The following is an 18,068-nucleotide window of genomic DNA, read 5'->3' as shown; positions in this document are numbered from 1 at the left end:
TGGTGTGTTCTGGCTGATGCTAATAGCGGTGAAGTGTGGCCCTGTGCTGCTGATAGGGCTAGAGGGTAAATTCTACTCCTGTTGCTTGCTTTGCTCATGAGCTTGCCGCGTATGACGGAAAACAAAAAAGCCACCCATGAGTGTGGGGTGGCTTCATTATGGCTAGCAAGTCTACGCAGGCATAAAAAAACGGCCTACATTGCTGTAGGCCGTCTTGTATCTTGGTGGCTCATCCCTGATTCGAACAGGGGACCTGCGGATTATGATTCCGTCGCTCTAACCGGCTGAGCTAATGAGCCAAGAACGTTAATATAGCACCATGACTTTCATCTTGGCAAGCACTTTTTGAGGAAATATTACAAAAGATGAAAAAAGATATAAAAAAAGCCCCTTCGAGCTAGTGAAGGGGCTTTTTGGGTGCTTAGGCTTGTTCAGTTTCGGCGCTATTGTCTACGTCTCTAGGCTTTACTGTGGGGCCTTCTGCGTTGGCATGTGTGCTGGCAGGGCGGTGTTTTTGACCTAGGCCAGACAGTGCAGCACTTAGGCTGTACAGCGGCTCAAAGGATTCCGCTTGTGCCATAGGCCAACCCACTCGGAAAATGGTTTGTCGGTATTTCTCTTCTAACAGTTCGCCTTTTTCCAAATCAGGGAACATGGCAGACAACACACGAATCTCACCGTTAGGGATACGCTTAGCGATGTGGTGCGGGCGCAGTTCGTTAGGGTGGTGCAGGCCTGCGGCTTTAAGCAGATCGGCCAAGGCTTTAAGTGTATTGTTGTGGTAGTTAGCAGCACGACGTGATTTGTCAGATACCACCAGAGCTTCTTGTCGGCGTGGGTCTTGGGTAGTCACGCCTACTGGGCAACGACCTGTGTGGCACGTAAGCGCTTGAATACAGCCAATCGCAAACATGAAACCACGAGCACTGTTACACCAGTCTGCGCCCAAGGCCATGATACGGGCCATATCAAATGCACTAATGATCTTACCGGATGCACCAATGCGAATGCGCTCACGCAGGCCAATACCTACTAGCGTGTTATGCACCAAACGCAGGGATTCGCGTAGGGGTGTACCCACGTGGTCAATAAACTCTACCGGTGCGGCACCCGTACCACCTTCGGCACCGTCAACCACGATGAAGTCAGGGGTGATGCCTGTTTTCAGCATGGCCTTGGCAATGGCGAACCACTCCCATGGGTGGCCAATGGTCAGTTTGAAGCCAACTGGTTTACCGCCAGACAGTTCACGCAGCTTAGCAACAAACTCTAGTAGTTCAATAGGAGTAGAGAAAGCGCTGTGTTTAGCAGGTGACAAGCAGTCTTGCCATACCGGTACTTCACGTGCAGCAGCAATCTCGGGGGTAACTTTAGCGCCAGGCAAAATACCACCTTGGCCAGGTTTAGCACCCTGAGACAGCTTGATCTCAATCATTTTGACGTTGTCTTGGCGGGCGCGTTCGGCAAAACGCTCGGGCGAGAAGTTGCCTTTGTCGTCCCTACAGCCAAAGTAGCCAGAACCAATGTTCCATACCAAGTCGCCACCGTACATGGTGTGGTAACGGCTGATACCGCCTTCACCGGTGTCGTGAGCAAAGTTACCAATCACTGCGCCTTTGTTTAGTGCCATCACGGCGTTTGCAGACAGGGCACCAAAACTCATGGCCGAGATATTAAATACCGACATGGAGTAAGGTTTGGTGCAATCAGGCCCGCCCACTAGTGTGCGGAAGTTACTGTCCGGAATCTGACAGGGCTGCATGGAGTGGTTGATCCACTCGTAGCCGCTGCCATAGATTTCTTGTTGCGTACCAAAGGGGAGCTTATCTTCTTGTTGCTTGGCGCGTTGGTACACCAACGAGCGCTCGGCGCGCGAGAAGGGGGACTCTTGGTTATCACCCTCAATAAAGTACTGGCGTATTTCCGGACGGATGAATTCGAATAGGAAGCGCAAGTTACCAATAACAGGATAGTTCCTGCGAATGGCATGACGCGTTTGTTTTAGGTCGACCAGACCTAGGATGGATAGACCAATAAAAGGCAGGGCCAAAATAAGCCACCATGCCGTATTGGTGATAGACAAAATAGTGAACACGACGGTGCCCAAGAATACGACGTAAAGGGCGGTGTAGCGCGTCAGTAAGCGATGCATGAAAAAAGCTCCAAGCTTCCTAGTAAATTTACAGCGGTTTTGGTGAATCTACGATACAGAAAATAAAGTATATACAGGAATGATTAGCGGAATACAGAGGGACTACCCTCGGCAATGCGGGTACAACGTAAAGCATAGACAAAAGCCATGTAAATAAGTTGCGGTCTGTATATATAACTATCTGTTATCTATGAATTTTATGGGTTTTGATTGGGCGTAGCAAACTTCTGTGGTTGTAGCTAGCCGTCACGCTGTGAGAAGAGCGTTAAAACGACACTGGTTCCGTACAATTTTTATAAAGTGGCTCTTTTCTCTAATCAAGAAAAAAAGTTATGAAAATATAAAAAAAATTACAGAATGCGTTATTGCGTTGCAGCAAAAAATCAGGATTTCAGCAAAAGATTACGCAAGGTACTGAGTATGTTGTCGTGGTTTGAAGGAGGGTAGGGTAAGGCGGCTTGTTTACCCCAAACAGGGCTAGGCCACGCTGGATCGTGGTGATGGCGTGCAATCACGTGCATATGTAATTGCGGCACCATGTTGCCTAGCGTGGCTACATTCATCTTGTTAGCTTGATAGTAGTCGTGCATGCGTTGCGCAACCAGATTGGTTTCTTGCCATAGCTTCTGTTGGTCTGCAGTGCTTAGGTCAAAAATCTCACGAATATCGGCTTGTCTGGGAACAAGAATCACCCACGGGTAGTGCTGGTCGTTCATAAGTAGAACCTTGCATAAGGGCAGGTCTCCAATTTCCAGTGTGTCGGCAGCCAGTGTGGGGTGTAGGGTAAACATGATTCAGTTGCTCTATTGAATATGCAAGGGAAGGGTGACAGGGCCGTTATTGACTAAGGTCACCTGCATGTCAGCGCCAAATACGCCAGCACCCACGGTGTGGTGCATGGTTTTGGCTTTGTCTACTAAATAGGTATAAAGAAAGCGTCCAAGCTCTGGTGGTGCGGCACGCATGAAACTAGGTCTATTGCCCCGGCTGGTGTCGGCAGCTAAGGTGAACTGACTGACTAATAACAAACCGCCTTGTGTTTGTTGTAGGCTCAGGTTCATCTTGCCTTCGTCATCATCAAAGATGCGCAGTTTGAGCAATTTGTTTAGCAGTTGGTCGGCGGTTTCAGGAGTGTCGGTGGGTTCGGCACATACTAATACCATCATGCCAGCTTGAATGCGGGCAACTTCAGTATTGGCTATGGTGACGCTGGCCGATTTTACGCGTTGTACCAGCGCTAGCATGCGGTGTGCTCCATAAAACGGGAATGGGTTTGAATCGAGAATGAGAATAGTTTACTATTTGTAATCACGATCAAGGACTAGAAAGAGATAGCGGCAAGCAGATTGTGCATGCTGCGATTTGTAAGGAAGATTACTGTGCAAGAATCATCGTATCACATCGAAAAACAGATCCATCCCATTAAAGTACGTAGCGCATGGGTTAAGGCTATTGCTAGGCCTACGCCTCACATGGCACGCATCACGTTGCAGGGCGATGATCTGCAAGATTTCCACTCTCCTGGCTTTGATGATCACGTCAAACTCTTGTTTTCAGAGCAGGCGGGTCAAGAGTTTACGGTGCCACTCGTAGGTGAGCGTGGTTTGGTGTTTGAAGAGGGGCAAGTCAAACCGGTTATGCGCGATTACACGCCTTTGTCTTACGACAATCAAAGCCGCGAAATGGTGATTGATTTTGTGTTGCATGGTACAGGGGTGGCCTCTACGTGGGCCGAGCACGCTAAAGTGGGCGATCGCCTTGTTATGGCTGGCCCGCGCGGCTCAATGTTGATTCCCACCGTATTTGACTGGCAGGTTCTAGTGGGCGATGAAACAGCATTGCCTGCGATCAGTCGCCGGTTGCGTGAGCTTAAGGCCGGAACGCAGGTTACTGTCGTGGTGCAGCTTAATCATGCAGATGCCGCATTGCCGCTGGCAAGTGATGCCGCTATAGATGTGCGCTGGGTGGTAGAGGCAGATGCCGATGCGGCTACGCAAAAAATGCTGCAAACCTTGCAAGCGTTAACCGTGCCTGCGCAAGGCGAAGGTTTTGCATGGGGGGCTGTAGAGTATGCGCAAGTAACGCCTGTACGTGAAGTGCTGATGCAGCGCTTTTCATTGGATAACGCTAGAGTGAAAGTGTCTAGCTACTGGCGCCGCGAAGCATAACGCTGACGCCAGTATAAGGGGGGGGGCTTATTTGTCGGTATGCAAGGTTAAGTCACCTGCCTTAATCCACCCTAGGCGTCTGCCAAACCAAGCAAATAGCAAGCACAACGCGGCTGGCAAAATGAAGTGCAGTAGGGCAATGGACATCCATACTGAGCTGCTGTATCCCATCGCTTCTAAGGTTCCCACTTGGCCTACCAAGCCGCTGGTGCCCATCCCCGATCCGGTGGGGATGTTGCGCATGTCAAAGACTAAGGCGCCGATGGGAGCCAGAATGGCCGAGGCCAATACAGGTGGAATCAGAATAAAGGGGTTGCGTACTATATTAGGTAGTTGCAGCATGCTGGTGCCTAAACCTATGCCTAATAGCCCCGAAGTACCATTTTCTTTGTAGCTCATGGCGGCAAAGCCTACCATTTGAGCGCAGCAGCCAATAGTGGCAGCACCGCCGGCAAGCCCCCCTAACTGTAATGAGATAGCGAGTGCGGCGCTAGACATGGGGCTGGTCAGAATAATGCCCATCACTACCGCAATAATAATGCTCATGAAGAAGGGTTGCAGAGTAATGGCCCACTCTATGGTTTCACCAGTGGTGCGCATCATATCGCCCAGCCAAGGTGCTACCCATGATGCGATGAGGGCGCCACTAATCAACGCGCTGGCTGGGGTGGCAATAATATCTATAGGCGTGCTTTTGTGTACCAGTTTGCTGAGCTCGGTGCTGATGGCTACCGCCACAAAGCAGCCCACAGGGCCGCCGCCTACTTTGACAGCTAAGGTACCCACGATGGCGCTAGCAAACAGCACCATGGGCGGAGCTTGTAAGCCATAGGCAATCCCTACACCAATAGCGGCCCCCATACCGGATTGAGCCATGGCTCCCACTTCTATCAACCAAGGCAGATCCATCCAACTGCCCACGGTTTTTAAAATCAGTCCAATAACTAGCGAGCTAAACAGCCCCAGAGTCATGTAATTGAGGGTTTGGATACCGTATCGTTGCAGGGAAAACTCAATGTTCCGTGAACGTAGAAAAGCCGCTACAGACATATAAACTCACTTTGAGTATAAATAAGATCTGCTAAGTGTATAGGAAGGAGGGCCTAGTTAGATAGAGCTTGTTGCAGTATTTGTGCGAAAAATACAGTACGACGTACGTCTTTACCGTTACGCATTTTGCGTGACATCAATGGCAGTAGTAGGCGTTGCAGTCGATGCAGGTGACGATTCACCTGTTGTAGTGCATGAATAACTAAAGGGTTGGGCGCAGAGAGCAGGTAGTGCTTAAGCAGGTCACTGCCTGTTTTGAGGTCGTCGTGTAAGTAGTGCAGTAGTGAGTTAAAGCACAGCAAGACATCATAGGCTTGGGCTATGTGCAACGGCATGGCATTGCCAGTGTTTTCCTCGAAATCAATGCGATAGATTTTTTGTTCTTGAATTGTCAGGTTACGTACCTGAGCGCCGCCGTGCCATTGGCCGCGGGTATGCAGTTCTACGAGTGACTCAACAATGCTGTGCAGCAGGGTGGGGTTTTTGGGTTCTTGGTTTAGACGACTCTGTACCGATTGACCCGTGTGAGTCATGACCAAGTAATCCGGTGTGAGTAGTAGCACGTCGGGTACAGCGATATTGTGCTGCTTAAGCTCGATAAGCCGTTGGGCTTCATACGAAATGCCCCCAAGTCGTAGGTGCTTGGGGTTAATCCATATTTTAAATAGCAGCGAACCAAATAGGGCACTGCAAATTTCTCGCCATGTGCGCCCTGCCTCTTTGCGAGCAAACTTGACCACATAATCCACACCCTCGTAATGCAGCAACTTAGGTCTAACGGGATTCTGTTGCTGTAAGGGTGCAATTTGAGCGATTAACGCTTTAGCAAGAGGATGGTTTTCTGTAAGCATTTGTTCATTTTAATTCGTATGACAAATTTGTGAATGCATAGAGGGATAGTTCTTGCTTTGCATAAAGAGTGTCGCTATAATCTTTTCTTCTTTGGTAAAGCAAAGATTTGCCCAGGTGGCGGAATTGGTAGACGCGCATGGTTCAGGTCCATGTGCCGCGAGGTGTGGAGGTTCGAGTCCTCTCCTGGGCACCAATCAAAAGAGCAATCTTTTGGCCGCATAACAACGTTATTTCATTTGCTTTATTTCAAAGAGGTAGTGTAGTAAAAATGCCCAGGTGGCGGAATTGGTAGACGCGCATGGTTCAGGTCCATGTGCCGCAAGGTGTGGAGGTTCGAGTCCTCTTCTGGGCACCAAATTCCAAAAAAAGCCGATTGTTTAAATAACAGTCGGCTTTTTTGCATTGAACTTCCTGTTAGCGGGTGTGATTGCCATGCAAATTTCACCGACTAGGCTGGATAACCATTGTATGCTATCACTTTGATGAGCGACTTCATCGCGAGGAAGCTGGGTGAGTCATACGCTGCATCCGCCTTCCAGTGCTTAATTTGAACGGGAAGCCTTTTGCTGAAAAAAAATCAAAAAACTCCTCACCGGGGCAAAGCCCCTGAGTCTGTGTCAGAGCAGGGTGCTTACGCGCCACCTCCTGATTTCGATCCTCATATTCCCAGTCGGGAAGATTTCTTGCAGTTCTTGCGAACATGTCCCAAAGGTATTTCTGTCACGGCGTTGGCAAAAAAACTGGGCATGAGTTTTCCTTTACCTGTAGGTGCAGAGCGTCGTTTGGCTGCTATGCAACGTGATGAGCAGATTATGATTGATGATTCAGGTCATATTTCTCTGAATACGCGCTCACAGTTTATAGAGGGCGTAGTACAGGGACACCGAGATGGTTTTGGTTTCCTTATTCGAGACGACGGCGGCCCGGATCTTTACTTGTCGCAACGTGAAATGCTGCGGGTGCTGCATGGCGACCGTGTATTGGTGCGTGCGGATGGCGAATATCGCGGCAAGCCCGAGGCCGTCATTGTCGAGGTACTGGAGCGTCACACGAATAGGTTAGTGGGTCGCTTGGTGATGGAGCACGGTAATTACACCGTGGTGCCAGAAGATCAGCGCATTAAGCATGATATTTACGTAGCGCCTAACGAATTGGCGAATGCGAAACCCGGGCAAGTGGTTGTGGTCGAGATTACCCGCCAACCTGCGCGCCACACTCAGCCTATGGCGAAAGTGGTAGAGGTGCTAGGTGAGGTGGATGATCCTGGTATGGAAATTGAAATTGCGGTACGCAAATTCAATGTGCCGTTTGAGTTTAGTGATGCTGCACGCCATCAAGCAAAGCGCCTGCCGGACGAAGTGCGTCCTAACGACCTTAAAGGCAGAGTGGATCTGCGCGATCTGCCGTTTATTACTATTGATGGCGAAGATGCTCGTGACTTTGACGATGCGGTGTATTGTGAGTCCATCGATATAGGTTTGGGTAAGCGCCCCCGCGCGGGCTGGCGTTTATTGGTTGCGATTGCCGATGTGAGCCACTATGTACGCCCCGGCGATGGCTTGGATGGCGATGCTTTAGAGCGTGGTACCAGTGTGTACTTCCCGCGGCGCGTTATTCCTATGTTGCCTGAATCGTTATCCAACGGTATTTGTTCGCTGAATCCTGGCGTAGACCGCTTAGTGCTGGTGTGCGACATGATTATTCCAGCGGACGGTGCTACGGCGGGGACGGTGACTGCTTATCAGTTTTATGAGGCGGTTATTCATTCGCATGCGCGTACGACATACACCGGCGTCTGGGGGGCGTTGCAGCAGCCTGATGGTCCTGCCGCACAAGACATGGCAGCTATTGTGCCTCAGTTGCATACAGCTTATGAGTTGTATCGCAAGCTGGCTGAGCAGCGCAAAACACGTGGTGCTATTGAGTTCGATACCGTAGAGACCAAAATCGTTTGCAATCCGTTGGGTCGTATTGAGCGCATTGAGCCTATGGTGCGTAATGATGCCCATAAGTTGATTGAAGAGTTTATGTTGGCCGCCAATACGTGTGCGGCTGACTTTATGAGCCGTAGCCGTAGGCAGGGCCTGTACCGTATACACGAGGGTCCTACCCCCGAGAAGCTGCAAAAACTGCGCGATTTCTTACGTACGCTAGGTTTGTACTTGGAAGGTGGTGATGAGCCGGGTACAGAAGATTACGCCAAGCTCATACAAAGTGTGCGTGGTCGTAGCGACTTTGAAATTATTCAGACCATGTGTCTGCGTTCTATGCAGCAGGCTGTATACAGCCCAGAGCGCTTGGGTCACTTTGGTTTGGCTTATAAGTCGTACACCCATTTCACCTCGCCTATCCGACGCTACCCTGATTTGTTGACGCACCGTGTCATCAAAAGCATTTTGCAAGGCAAGCCCTACGAGCCAGACTTGCCTGACGAGGCGGGCGATGCATCGCTTAGTGCCAGCAAGCGTCAACAGGCTAAGTGGGAACGCTTGGGCGTAATGTTGTCGGCGCGTGAGCGACGTGCTGATGAGGCCTCGTACGATGTGCAGGCATGGCTGAAATGCTACTTCGTTAAAGAGCATATAGGCGAAGAGTTCAGCGGGAAAATTACGGGTGTGGCAAACTTCGGTTTGTTTATTACGCTGGATGCGTTGTACGTAGAGGGCTTGGTGCATATCTCCGAGTTGGGGGCAGATTACTTTGTCTTTAACGAGGCTAGCCACGACTTACGCGGCGAACGCACAGGCATACGCTACAAGCTTACCGATGCAGTGCAAGTGCAGGTGGCGAGGGTAGACCTAGAAGCGCGACGTATTGATTTTAGGTTGGTGAAAGGCACGGGCTACGAGGCCTTAATGTCGCCCTCTAACGAAAACGCACGCGGCAAGCCCCAGAAAAAAGCAGCTCCAGCTAAACCCAAAGCCTTAAAAGGTACGTCCAGTGAGCGGCGTGCTACAGCGCGTAAAGCAGCTAAAGCGGCCGCACGCGATAAAAACATTAAAGCCCGCGCAGCCAAAAAGCGGGTTAAACGCTAGTAAGAAGGAACAGTATGTCATTGCAGGTATTGGCGGGTTTTCATGCCATACAATCGCGCATGCGTCATGCGCTTGAGTCTATTCAAGAACTCTACGTAGAAGAGGGTAGACGCGATAAGCGGATGCAGGCTTTTGTAGACCAAGCTCAAGCGCGTGGGTTGCGTGTGATGTTCGTGGACAAGAAACGCCTAGATGGTATTAGCCAAGGTGTGCGCCATCAGGGTGTGGTGGCGTTGGCTAAGGAAGTAGCACTGGCTTTAGATTTAGACGAGTTGTTAGATCAAGTAGAGGATCGTAAAGAAAAGCCATTCTTGTTGCTGTTGGATGGCGTAACTGATCCGCATAATTTAGGCGCATGTTTGCGTACGGCAGATGCGGCAGGTTGCCATGCCGTGATTGCGCCTCGTGATCGTGCGGTAGGCCTGAACGCAACGGTGCGTCGTGTAGCGTGTGGGGCAGCAGAAACCGTGCCGTATCTGACGGTGACGAACTTGGCTCGCACGATGCGCGAACTAAAAGACCGTGATATTTGGTTAGTAGGTACTGACGACGAAGCTACGCATAGTTTGCATGCGGTGGATGCGCGTTCGGCCATGGCGTGGGTGATGGGAGCCGAGGGCGAGGGTATGCGTCGTCTAGTGCGTGAGACCTGTGATGAACTGGTTTCTATCCCTATGTTAGGTTCGGTAGAGAGCTTAAACGTGAGTGTGGCCAGTGCGGTATGCTTGTACGAGACGGTGCGTCAGCGTCAGGTGAGTGTGTAACCGGCTATAATATATAGCCATAATGTATAAGTAACTAACTTTCCCTATGCAGATAAGCCGTCATAATAAATAGTTTGATGACGTTCATGTGTAGGCATAGAGTGTGCCTACATATATTGGCTGAGTACATATATGTCTGCAAATGGGTTTACCACAGAAGTAATTCATTCCGATCGCCGCCAAGGTAGTGAGTGCGGTGCAGTACACCAACCACTGCACCCCTCTACCGAATATGCTTTTTCTGATGCGCGAGAGCTGGCGGCGGTGTTTCAAGGAAAGGCGGGGTTTAGTTACGCTCGTCAAGGCACGCCCACTACAGCGGCGTTAGAAAAACAAGTCACCAAAATGGAAAAGGGCACAGCCAGTGTCAGCTTTGCTTCGGGCATGGCTGCGTTGAGTGCTATTTTCTTAACCCTGCTTAAAGCAGGCGACCACCTGATTTCCAGTAAGTATATCTTTGGCAATACCAATAGCTTGTTTTTGACATTGCAAGGCTTTGGTGTGGAAGTCACCTTAGTGGATGCAACTGACGTAGAGCAGGTAAAGGCAGCACGCAAAGCGAATACTCGCATGGTGTTTACCGAAACGATTGCTAACCCCGGTACGCAAATTGCTGACTTGCAAGGCATAGGAGAGTGGTGCGCACAAGAGGGCTTGCTGTATGTGCTGGATAACACGCTCTCTACACCGTGCTTGTTAACAGGGCGCAGTGTGGGGGCTGGTCTGGTCATGAACTCGCTGTCCAAGTATATAGCGGGCCATGGGCAGGCATTGGGTGGCATGGTAACGGATACCGGCTTGTTTGACTGGACTGACTATCCCAACATTGCCGACGTTTATAGACAAGGTAATCCGCAGTCGTGGGGCTTAACTCAAATCAAGAAGAAAGGGTTGCGTGACATGGGGGCAACTTTGTCCTCTGATGCGGCGCATCGTATTTCAGTCGGGGCGGAAACGCTGCCTTTGCGTATGCAGAAGGCCTGTGATAACGCCAACCGACTGGCACACTTCCTTTCACAGCACCCACGAGTAACGGCAGTGAAGTACCCAGGGCTTAGCTCGCATCCGCAGCATGCACGTGCCCAGCAGCTGTTTAATGGGCAATTTGGGGCGTTGTTGGCGGTAGAGCTGGCTGCGGATATCGATGTCTTCGATTTCTTGAATCGCTTGCGCGTGCTGGCGCTGGCTACACACCTAGGCGATACCCGTAGTTTGACCCTTCCAGTGGCCCATACTATTTATTACGAGATGGGAGCAGAGCAGCGTGCTTTGATGGGAATTGCCGATAATTTATTGCGAATTTCGGTTGGTATTGAGGATTACGCCGACCTAGAAGGTGATTTTTCGCAGGCTCTAGCATAGCGGTTGGGGCTTTTAGCATATTTTCGGACTAGAGTTAAGGGTTGACCTTAAAAATCGTTCCATGAATATGAGAAATATGAAAACATCAGTAAATATGCGGGTTACAGAGCATTAATTGCTTGACAGGGTACTGATTCAAAGGCTTAATACGGCTTAGCTCGCTACGAGACACATCATGAACCGTCAGGTACAGCGCTCAAGTTTTTAGGGCGCTATGTGCACTTGAAAGGCGTGGCTATTTTTTAGCTTAAGCTGTTCCGAATTTTGTGGGCGGCAATTACAAACATCAGGGGTATTCCTTAAATGAACAAAACCGAGCTTATCGACTTCATTTCTAACAAGGCTGACCTGTCCAAAGCAGATGCTGGACGCGCATTGGATGCGTTCATCGATGCGGTTACCACCACATTAAAAGAAAAGGACACCGTAACGCTGGTTGGTTTCGGTACTTTTGCTGTGTCCGAGCGTGCTGCTCGCACAGGCCGTAACCCACGTACAGGCGAAACAATCGAGATCGAAAAAGCTATTGTGCCTAAGTTCCGTCCAGGCAAAGCACTGAAAGATGCAGTAAATTAAAAAATCTTTCAAAAAGTACTTGCAAGGTTTGTAAATCGATCCTATACTTCTGTTTCTGGTTCGGAACACAACAAACCAAATGGGTGCTTAGCTCAGCTGGTAGAGCGGCGCCCTTACAAGGCGTAGGTCGGGGGTTCGATCCCCTCAGCACCCACCATTTGATTTGATGTGAAAACCAAGCAAAGTGAAGCCCTAACGTGAAAGCGTCAGGGCTTTCTTGTTTCTGTAGAGCGGGTTTTTGTATAGCTGTTTGGCTACCCTAAATGAGGGGGAGTGCGCTAGCCGCATCGACTGTAAAAGTGGGTGGTGGCTAGGCGAGTGCAATGCAAAACTCTCAAGAGAGCTACATTTTTAGTGCTTAAAAGATTTTTTAAGATAATTGTGTTTTTCGCTTGACAGGGATTACAAATCTATACTATAGTTATGTTCTTGGTTCAGTACGAAGCAAACCAAATGGGTGCTTAGCTCAGCTGGTAGAGCGGCGCCCTTACAAGGCGTAGGTCGGGGGTTCGATCCCCTCAGCACCCACCATTTGATTTGACGACTAACCAAACACAGTAAAGCCCTAACGTGAAAGCGTCAGGGCTTTTTTGTTTTCTGTGCCTATTAATAATTCATGGCGTAGTTCGTAGGAGTGCGCGATAAGCGTGCTGTCTTCAGATGGGTATACGTAAAAAGAGCCTCATTCAGAGGCTCTTTTAAGTAGGGCAAATTCTACAGGCCGCTTTGCATAGCAAAGCGACTAGGTTGCCGCTTAGAACGAGTAGGTTACGCCTACGCTGCCAAACACGCTAGATTTGTCTTCTACGATGGGGCTATCTGCAGCATCACCTAACAAACGTTTAAAGCCTAGTACACCAACCAGATTCCAGTTTTGGCTCAGTTCTTGGTTCCATGTACCAAAAATGGAGGCTGATTTAAAACCAGAAGAGGGGTTGTAGCGTGTTAAACGGCCACCGCTAGCATTGGCTTCATGCTGCTTCACGCCAAAGAAGGTTTTCATGGAGTCGCCACTCGCCCATTCGGTGTTTGCACCCACACGAAATGTGGTGCCCGCTGCTGACCATACTTGGTAGGAGCCACGGAACTCGGCTACACCACCGTAACCGTTATGCAAAGCTTGGTAGTAGGCTGCGCCCAAAGCCCAGTCGCCAGGACGCCATTCTGTGAACACACCAGCGTTGCCGTGGAATTTAATGCGATCAGTACCTGTCAAATGGGAGGACATGCTTGCGCGACGTCCCAAGCCCATGCCTAGAAACACGCCGGCAGTCCAGTCATTGGTAATGGCAGTTTGCCAGCCTGCGCTAGGTAAACCTGCGCGTGGGGAAATGAAGAAGTTCCCGTTTTTGTAGTCAATGATAGGAGAGGGGAGTGCGCGGTAATCTTCTGCGCCTTCGTACTTGGGAATAAAACCTACACCGACACCAATGGTGTTTTTAGCGTATAGCCCAGTGGATACAAGACCTAGTGTTAGTGCTGCGGTGGAGCACAGCAGTGTTTTGCGCGCAAATGAATAGACAGACATGATAAATAAGAATTTGGTAAGTGATGATAGGCAGAGGGCAAAGCATCTAGGCTGCCACACTCTGTATCGTAGCGTTCTTATATTACCGTGTTTTATGCTGCAAAGCGACGCGCTGTTCGTTTTGTGTTGTTAAGAGTTTTTTCTTTTACTTGCTGTGTTTTTTATGGTTTTTAAATACCTAAAAGTAATAAGTAAAAATTAATTTATTCGTTCTTGAATATGAAAGGCCTTGATAGACTTGGCTTTTGATCACGCTCACCGAGATGTACTCATGAGTATAGAAGTACGGAATTTACGTAAACAGTTTGGTTCATTTACCGCGTTGCACGATGTCTCGTTGGATTTTCCAGATGGCGAACTCGTTGCATTGTTGGGCCCATCTGGCTGCGGTAAAACCACGCTATTGCGCATTGTGGCTGGCCTAGAACACGCTGACGCAGGTCAGGTGGTGATTAACGGTCAAGATATGGCATCAGTAGGTACACGCGAGCGCCAAGTGGGCTTTGTGTTCCAGCATTATGCGTTGTTTAGACACATGACAGTGTTTGATAACGTAGCCTTTGGTCTGCGGGTAAAGCCACGTAAAGAACGTTTGGATGAGGCCGAGATTAAACGCCGTGTAAAAGCGCTGTTAGAGTTAGTGCAACTGGACTGGCTGGGCGATCGCTATCCAGCAGCGTTGTCGGGCGGTCAGCGTCAGCGTATTGCCTTGGCGCGCGCGTTGGCGGTTGAGCCTAAAGTGCTGCTGTTGGATGAGCCTTTTGGTGCATTGGACGCTAAAGTACGCAAAGAATTGCGTAGCTGGTTACGTCGGTTACATGACGAGTTACACATCAGTACCTTATTTGTCACACACGACCAAGAGGAAGCCATTGAAGTGGCTGACCGTATTGTGGTGCTAAATAAAGGCCATGTGGAGCAGCAAGGTAACCCGCAAGATGTGTATGAGCATCCTGCCTCGCCCTTTGTGTATGAGTTTTTGGGTGCAGCCAATAGACTACCGGGAGTGTTGCAATCGGGGACCTTTAAAGCGGATCCTGATTTAGGTCAGTTTTCTGTGGCATTAGATCCTGCTCAAAAAGAAGGCAATGTGGTGGGTTTTGTGCGCCCACATGATATTGAGCTGCTTAACACTACATCGGCACCGGGTGTGTCAGTACATATAGATAGAGTCATTCCTTTAGGTGGAATGGTGCGTGCTGAATTGAAATTGCCACATCAAGATCAGTCGTGGGAAGTAGAGTTCGATCAACTGACGTGGGCGGGTTTGGCGTTAAAAGAAGGTATGCAGGCTGTTGCTAGGCCACGGAAATTTAAAGTTTTTCCAGCGTAAGCAGTAGTTCAAAAGCGAGAATAGGTGAAGGACTGTTCTCGCTTTTCTTTATTCTGTTATTGAGAATAGTTAGCATTACTGTTATTATGGCGTTTTGCTTTTAAGCATGTTCCCAACCTAGTGGGCTAACATTTCCTGAATTGATTATGCAGCAGCTTCACACCTCCTATACCGGTAGCTCCCGCTGGATCCTTAAAGGCACAGCGCTCGCTATAGCTCTGGGTTTACATGCAGGTGTTTTGGCCACCGTGTTCATGAGTGATGAGCCCAAAATGGTTGGTGAGCCAGCCATGGAGCAAATTGTTGGGGTGGACCTCTTAGAGTTTCCGGATCCTGATCCAGGTGAACCGCAATTGGCACAAGCGGAAATAGAACAGCCGCCAGAACCCGAAGAAATTGTGGAAGAAGAACCTGAACACGAGCCGGAAGAAGTAGAGCCGGAACCTGAGCCTGAACCCGTGGTTGAAGACCCTGTGATTCCTGAGCCAGTTGTTCAGCCTAAACCCAAACCAAAGCCTAAACCAAAACCGCAGCCACGTCCTGAGCCTACGCCTAGACCGGAGCCAGTGGAGCAGCCAGCAGCGCCTGCAACACGTAATGTGGCCACAGAAACACCGGCAACGACGCAGTCAGGCGGTCAGCAAGCAGCGCAAACTGTAGACCCGAATAGACCTAGAGTAATTAGCCAAGTGAATTACTTAGGCCCACCGCCTCAGCCTGTATACCCACGAGCGTCAGAACGCAGACGTGAACAGGGGCGTGTGATTGTACGCGTACTGATTTCCACCGAAGGGTCGGTGATTGATGTGAGTGTGCGTACTTCATCAGGGCATAGCCGATTAGATGATGCCGCGATTAGTGCGGTACGTCGTGCGCAATTCAAACCTTATACCGAAAATGGCGTGGCATATCGTGCTATGGCCGATATCCCATTTGACTTTGTTTTATAGGACGTAAATATGATGCAGGAGCTTCTTGAGGCTGCTCTGCTAGGACTGGCGCAGGTGAGCGCAGCGACAGCAGATGCTCAACCCCTTGTTGATGCGGCAATACAGACACAGAATGTAGCCCAACCTGCAGTAGATGCTGCAGCACAGGCTGCACAACCGCTAGTTGGTGCAGCGGTAGAGTTGTCCCAAACCACAGAAATGATTGCCCCAGCGTTGGCTGGTGCTGCCAACGTTCCTGTGATGACACAAGAAGCTGCTTCTACCGGTATGCTGCACTTCATCGCGCAAAGTGACATGGTAGGTAAAAGCCTATTTGTGATTTTGCTGGTGATGTCGTTGGCGAGCTGGTATCTGATTTTTGCCAAAGCCTTTGTGTCTTACCGTTTAAAACGTCGTTCTAACAACTTTCTGCGCGAGTTTTGGGCCGCTAGTTCGTTAGAGCAAGTGGAAAATGAAATCGCTACACATGGTGCAAATGAACCTTTTGCGCACTTGGCGAGTCACGCTATTCATTCCCGTAACCACCATGCGCGTTACGGTGCCCTGAAGCTGGAAGAAAAAGGCTCTACGGATTCATTTGTGATGCGTATTATGCGTAAAGTCATTGATGAAGAAACAGCACGCCTAGAAAATGGCTTAACGCTGTTGGCATCCGTGGGTTCTACTGCACCGTTTGTGGGTCTGTTCGGTACGGTGTGGGGTGTATACCATGCGTTGATCAATATTGGTTTGTCAGAAGAAGTCGCCTTGAACAAAATCGCTGGCCCAGTGGGTGAAGCGCTAATCATGACGGGTTTGGGTCTGGCTGTAGCGATTCCTGCGGTATTGGCCTACAACGCCTTTGTACGTACAAACCGTGTGTACTTGGCCAAACTAGATGCGTTTGCCCATGATTTGTTTACCTTCTTGACTACGGGGCAGCAAGGTCCTGATTCAAACGGTCGCGGTGCTATAGGTACAGCGCCTCGCGTTGATGAACCTGTAGGCGTAGGGGCATCAGTAGCACCTGTACCTGCAGGGGGTGAATAATCATGTCTTTTGGAAGCTTTGATAGCCGTTCCTCATCACAGACAGCCGCCGAAATTAACATGGTGCCGCTGATTGACGTGATGCTGGTGCTGCTGGTGATTTTTCTGATTACCGCACCGTTGCTCACGCATAGCATCAAAGTGCAATTGCCTCAGGCTACCGCTCAGCCTATAGAGAAAGATGCTAAGTCCTTAGATTTGGCGGTGACTCTTGATGGTGCGTTGTTCTTGAACAATGACCCGGTTGCTTTGGAAGACCTGACTCAAACCTTGGCTATTTATGCTCAGGAAAAACCACAGCCAGAAATTCGTATTCGTGCAGACCAAGAAACACGTTATGAAATTTTGGCGCAGGTAATGAGCAAAGCTAAAGCGGCTGGTATGGTGCGCTTAGGTTTTGTGACGCGCCCTGGTGCAGAGCAAGCTGCAACGGCTCCTGCTACGGCCACGGATAAGCCAGTAGGTAATACCGCTGCGCCGTAAAATCCGTTATGCTGTTAAGCCGCAGAGCAGCGGCAGCATTCACCCCGTTGAAGCTTACGCCTCAGCGGGGTTTTTCTTTTTTAGCACCTACCAGTCACGGTGAAATCCGCGTATGCGTCTATTACTTATAGAAGATGATGTCAGTTTAGGGCCTGCATTGCAGGAGTACTTAATGAGTCAAGGCTATGCCGTTGATTTACAGGCTGATGGAGCGGGAGGCTTTAGCGCCTTGTCGGCGGCTGAATACGAGTTGGTGATTCTGGATTTAAACTTGCCTGATATCAGTGGCTTGGATTGGCTGCGAAACATACGTCAAAAAGCGATGACGGTGCCTGTGCTTATTCTGACGGCGCGAGATGAGTTGGAAGATAGGGTAGCGGGTTTAGATGCCGGTGCTGATGATTATGTAGTGAAACCGTTTGAACTGGCTGAGCTTGCCGCGCGTATACGTGCGTTCGCACGACGCAGTGTAGGGCAAGCGCAGTCTGTGCTAGAGGTAGGGCCTCTGCTATTTGATATGGTGAGCCGCGAACTGCGCGTGCATAACCAGCGCTTGGCCTTGTCGGTACGTGAGCTTTCTGTATTAGAAATGCTGATGGCCAGAGTAGGTAAGGTAGTGACTAAGCAGCAGATTGTGGCGTCGCTGTCTGCCAATGATGCTGACTTCAGTGAAAACGCCGTAGAGGTGTATGTGTACAGGTTGCGTAAGCGTTTAGAGGGTTTGCCTTTGCAAATTCAAACGGTGCGCGGTTTTGGGTATTCGCTAGAGCTGTCCAGTGACGCGTAG

16 protein-coding genes and 5 tRNA genes are annotated in these 18,068 nt (G+C 49.8%); 14 read left to right on the top strand and 7 right to left on the bottom strand.

Annotated features, from left to right (window positions below; translation table 11 throughout):
- Positions 1–222: 222 nt before the first annotated feature.
- From GY634_RS06010 to dtd, 4 genes are all read right to left on the bottom strand, one after another.
- Positions 223–299: transfer RNA gene (locus GY634_RS06010), tRNA-Met, on the bottom strand.
- Positions 300–421: 122 nt separating this feature from the next.
- Positions 422–2,152 carry an FMN-binding glutamate synthase family protein gene (locus GY634_RS06005; protein ID WP_166407641.1) on the bottom strand — a complete coding sequence of 577 codons (1,731 nt, stop codon included), beginning with the start codon at positions 2,150–2,152 and terminating at the stop codon, positions 422–424.
- Positions 2,153–2,535: 383 nt separating this feature from the next.
- A complete protein-coding gene (locus GY634_RS06000; RefSeq protein ID WP_166407640.1) occupies positions 2,536–2,943 on the bottom strand; it encodes an HIT domain-containing protein in 408 nt (135 codons plus the stop codon).
- 12 nt (positions 2,944–2,955) lie between these two features.
- Positions 2,956–3,396 (bottom strand): D-aminoacyl-tRNA deacylase, encoded by a 441-nt coding sequence (dtd, locus tag GY634_RS05995; protein WP_166407639.1) that lies wholly within the window; start codon positions 3,394–3,396, stop codon positions 2,956–2,958.
- 108 nt (positions 3,397–3,504) lie between these two features.
- Here dtd and GY634_RS05990 point away from each other — a divergent pair, with 108 nt between their 5' ends.
- Entirely contained in the window at positions 3,505–4,320 is an 816-nt protein-coding gene (locus tag GY634_RS05990; protein ID WP_166407638.1) for a siderophore-interacting protein, read from the top strand.
- A gap of 27 nt (positions 4,321–4,347) precedes the next feature.
- Here GY634_RS05990 and GY634_RS05985 read toward each other — a convergent pair whose 3' ends face one another.
- Both GY634_RS05985 and GY634_RS05980 read right to left on the bottom strand, forming a co-directional pair.
- The gene (locus GY634_RS05985) at positions 4,348–5,370 is read right to left on the bottom strand and encodes a PTS sugar transporter subunit IIC (RefSeq protein WP_166407637.1); all 1,023 of its coding nucleotides are present in this window, start codon (positions 5,368–5,370) and stop codon (positions 4,348–4,350) included.
- Positions 5,371–5,423: 53 nt separating this feature from the next.
- Positions 5,424–6,221 (bottom strand): BUD32 family EKC/KEOPS complex subunit, encoded by a 798-nt coding sequence (locus GY634_RS05980; RefSeq protein WP_166407636.1) that lies wholly within the window; start codon positions 6,219–6,221, stop codon positions 5,424–5,426.
- Between the two features lie 109 nt (positions 6,222–6,330).
- Here GY634_RS05980 and GY634_RS05975 point away from each other — a divergent pair.
- The 8 genes from GY634_RS05975 to GY634_RS05940 all read left to right on the top strand — a co-directional run bounded on the left by GY634_RS05975 (position 6,331) and on the right by GY634_RS05940 (position 12,490).
- Positions 6,331–6,415, top strand: a tRNA-Leu gene (locus GY634_RS05975).
- Between the two features lie 77 nt (positions 6,416–6,492).
- Positions 6,493–6,577 (top strand) — tRNA-Leu (locus GY634_RS05970).
- Positions 6,578–6,836: 259 nt separating this feature from the next.
- Positions 6,837–9,257, top strand: a complete 2,421-nt coding sequence (gene rnr, locus GY634_RS05965) for a ribonuclease R (RefSeq protein WP_166407838.1) — start codon at positions 6,837–6,839, stop codon at positions 9,255–9,257.
- Between the two features lie 14 nt (positions 9,258–9,271).
- Positions 9,272–10,021 (top strand): 23S rRNA (guanosine(2251)-2'-O)-methyltransferase RlmB, encoded by a 750-nt coding sequence (gene rlmB, locus GY634_RS05960; protein ID WP_166407635.1) that lies wholly within the window; start codon positions 9,272–9,274, stop codon positions 10,019–10,021.
- Positions 10,022–10,153: 132 nt separating this feature from the next.
- Complete coding sequence (locus tag GY634_RS05955; RefSeq protein ID WP_166407634.1) at positions 10,154–11,383, top strand: cystathionine gamma-synthase family protein; 1,230 nt, start codon at positions 10,154–10,156, stop codon at positions 11,381–11,383.
- Between the two features lie 303 nt (positions 11,384–11,686).
- Positions 11,687–11,959 carry an HU family DNA-binding protein gene (locus GY634_RS05950; RefSeq protein ID WP_166407633.1) on the top strand — a complete coding sequence of 91 codons (273 nt, stop codon included), beginning with the start codon at positions 11,687–11,689 and terminating at the stop codon, positions 11,957–11,959.
- A gap of 81 nt (positions 11,960–12,040) precedes the next feature.
- Positions 12,041–12,116: transfer RNA gene (locus tag GY634_RS05945), tRNA-Val, on the top strand.
- 298 nt (positions 12,117–12,414) lie between these two features.
- A tRNA-Val gene (locus tag GY634_RS05940) sits at positions 12,415–12,490 on the top strand.
- 223 nt (positions 12,491–12,713) lie between these two features.
- Here GY634_RS05940 and GY634_RS05935 read toward each other — a convergent pair.
- Positions 12,714–13,487 (bottom strand): MipA/OmpV family protein, encoded by a 774-nt coding sequence (locus GY634_RS05935; protein WP_166407632.1) that lies wholly within the window; start codon positions 13,485–13,487, stop codon positions 12,714–12,716.
- A gap of 271 nt (positions 13,488–13,758) precedes the next feature.
- Between GY634_RS05935 and GY634_RS05930 the strand changes: the two genes are divergently transcribed.
- From GY634_RS05930 to GY634_RS05910, 5 genes are all read left to right on the top strand, one after another.
- The gene (locus GY634_RS05930; RefSeq protein WP_166407631.1) at positions 13,759–14,820 is read left to right on the top strand and encodes a sulfate/molybdate ABC transporter ATP-binding protein; all 1,062 of its coding nucleotides are present in this window, start codon (positions 13,759–13,761) and stop codon (positions 14,818–14,820) included.
- 146 nt (positions 14,821–14,966) lie between these two features.
- Positions 14,967–15,770 carry an energy transducer TonB gene (locus GY634_RS05925; RefSeq protein ID WP_166407630.1) on the top strand — a complete coding sequence of 268 codons (804 nt, stop codon included), beginning with the start codon at positions 14,967–14,969 and terminating at the stop codon, positions 15,768–15,770.
- A gap of 12 nt (positions 15,771–15,782) precedes the next feature.
- A complete protein-coding gene (locus GY634_RS05920) occupies positions 15,783–16,799 on the top strand; it encodes a MotA/TolQ/ExbB proton channel family protein (RefSeq protein WP_207625528.1) in 1,017 nt (338 codons plus the stop codon).
- Between the two features lie 2 nt (positions 16,800–16,801).
- Positions 16,802–17,281, top strand: a complete 480-nt coding sequence (locus GY634_RS05915; RefSeq protein WP_166407629.1) for an ExbD/TolR family protein — start codon at positions 16,802–16,804, stop codon at positions 17,279–17,281.
- Between the two features lie 112 nt (positions 17,282–17,393).
- Positions 17,394–18,068, top strand: coding sequence for a response regulator (locus GY634_RS05910; protein WP_166407628.1), 675 nt, complete (start codon positions 17,394–17,396; stop codon positions 18,066–18,068).

Origin of the sequence: Paenalcaligenes suwonensis (assembly GCF_011290505.1) — a bacterium.
In the GTDB taxonomy this organism is placed as follows: domain Bacteria; phylum Pseudomonadota; class Gammaproteobacteria; order Burkholderiales; family Burkholderiaceae_B; genus Paenalcaligenes; species Paenalcaligenes suwonensis.
Note: the sequence above shows the minus strand (reverse complement) of the source record. Positions and strands in the feature narration are given on the sequence as shown.

What these genes read in the sequence shown, in the direction of transcription:
- rlmB (WP_166407635.1), top strand. Translation starts at nt 9,272, where the DNA reads ATGTCATTGCAGGTATTGGCGGGTTTTCATGCCATACAATCGCGCATG.
- GY634_RS06000 (WP_166407640.1), bottom strand. Translation starts at nt 2,943, where the DNA reads ATGTTTACCCTACACCCCACACTGGCTGCCGACACACTGGAAATTGGA.
- dtd (WP_166407639.1), bottom strand. Translation starts at nt 3,396, where the DNA reads ATGCTAGCGCTGGTACAACGCGTAAAATCGGCCAGCGTCACCATAGCC.
- GY634_RS05910 (WP_166407628.1), top strand. Translation starts at nt 17,394, where the DNA reads ATGCGTCTATTACTTATAGAAGATGATGTCAGTTTAGGGCCTGCATTG.
- GY634_RS05990 (WP_166407638.1), top strand. Translation starts at nt 3,505, where the DNA reads ATGCTGCGATTTGTAAGGAAGATTACTGTGCAAGAATCATCGTATCAC.
- GY634_RS05920 (WP_207625528.1), top strand. Translation starts at nt 15,783, where the DNA reads ATGCAGGAGCTTCTTGAGGCTGCTCTGCTAGGACTGGCGCAGGTGAGC.
- GY634_RS05980 (WP_166407636.1), bottom strand. Translation starts at nt 6,221, where the DNA reads ATGCTTACAGAAAACCATCCTCTTGCTAAAGCGTTAATCGCTCAAATT.
- GY634_RS05955 (WP_166407634.1), top strand. Translation starts at nt 10,154, where the DNA reads ATGTCTGCAAATGGGTTTACCACAGAAGTAATTCATTCCGATCGCCGC.
- GY634_RS05925 (WP_166407630.1), top strand. Translation starts at nt 14,967, where the DNA reads ATGCAGCAGCTTCACACCTCCTATACCGGTAGCTCCCGCTGGATCCTT.
- GY634_RS05935 (WP_166407632.1), bottom strand. Translation starts at nt 13,487, where the DNA reads ATGTCTGTCTATTCATTTGCGCGCAAAACACTGCTGTGCTCCACCGCA.
- GY634_RS05985 (WP_166407637.1), bottom strand. Translation starts at nt 5,370, where the DNA reads ATGTCTGTAGCGGCTTTTCTACGTTCACGGAACATTGAGTTTTCCCTG.
- GY634_RS05915 (WP_166407629.1), top strand. Translation starts at nt 16,802, where the DNA reads ATGTCTTTTGGAAGCTTTGATAGCCGTTCCTCATCACAGACAGCCGCC.
- GY634_RS05950 (WP_166407633.1), top strand. Translation starts at nt 11,687, where the DNA reads ATGAACAAAACCGAGCTTATCGACTTCATTTCTAACAAGGCTGACCTG.
- GY634_RS05930 (WP_166407631.1), top strand. Translation starts at nt 13,759, where the DNA reads ATGAGTATAGAAGTACGGAATTTACGTAAACAGTTTGGTTCATTTACC.
- GY634_RS06005 (WP_166407641.1), bottom strand. Translation starts at nt 2,152, where the DNA reads ATGCATCGCTTACTGACGCGCTACACCGCCCTTTACGTCGTATTCTTG.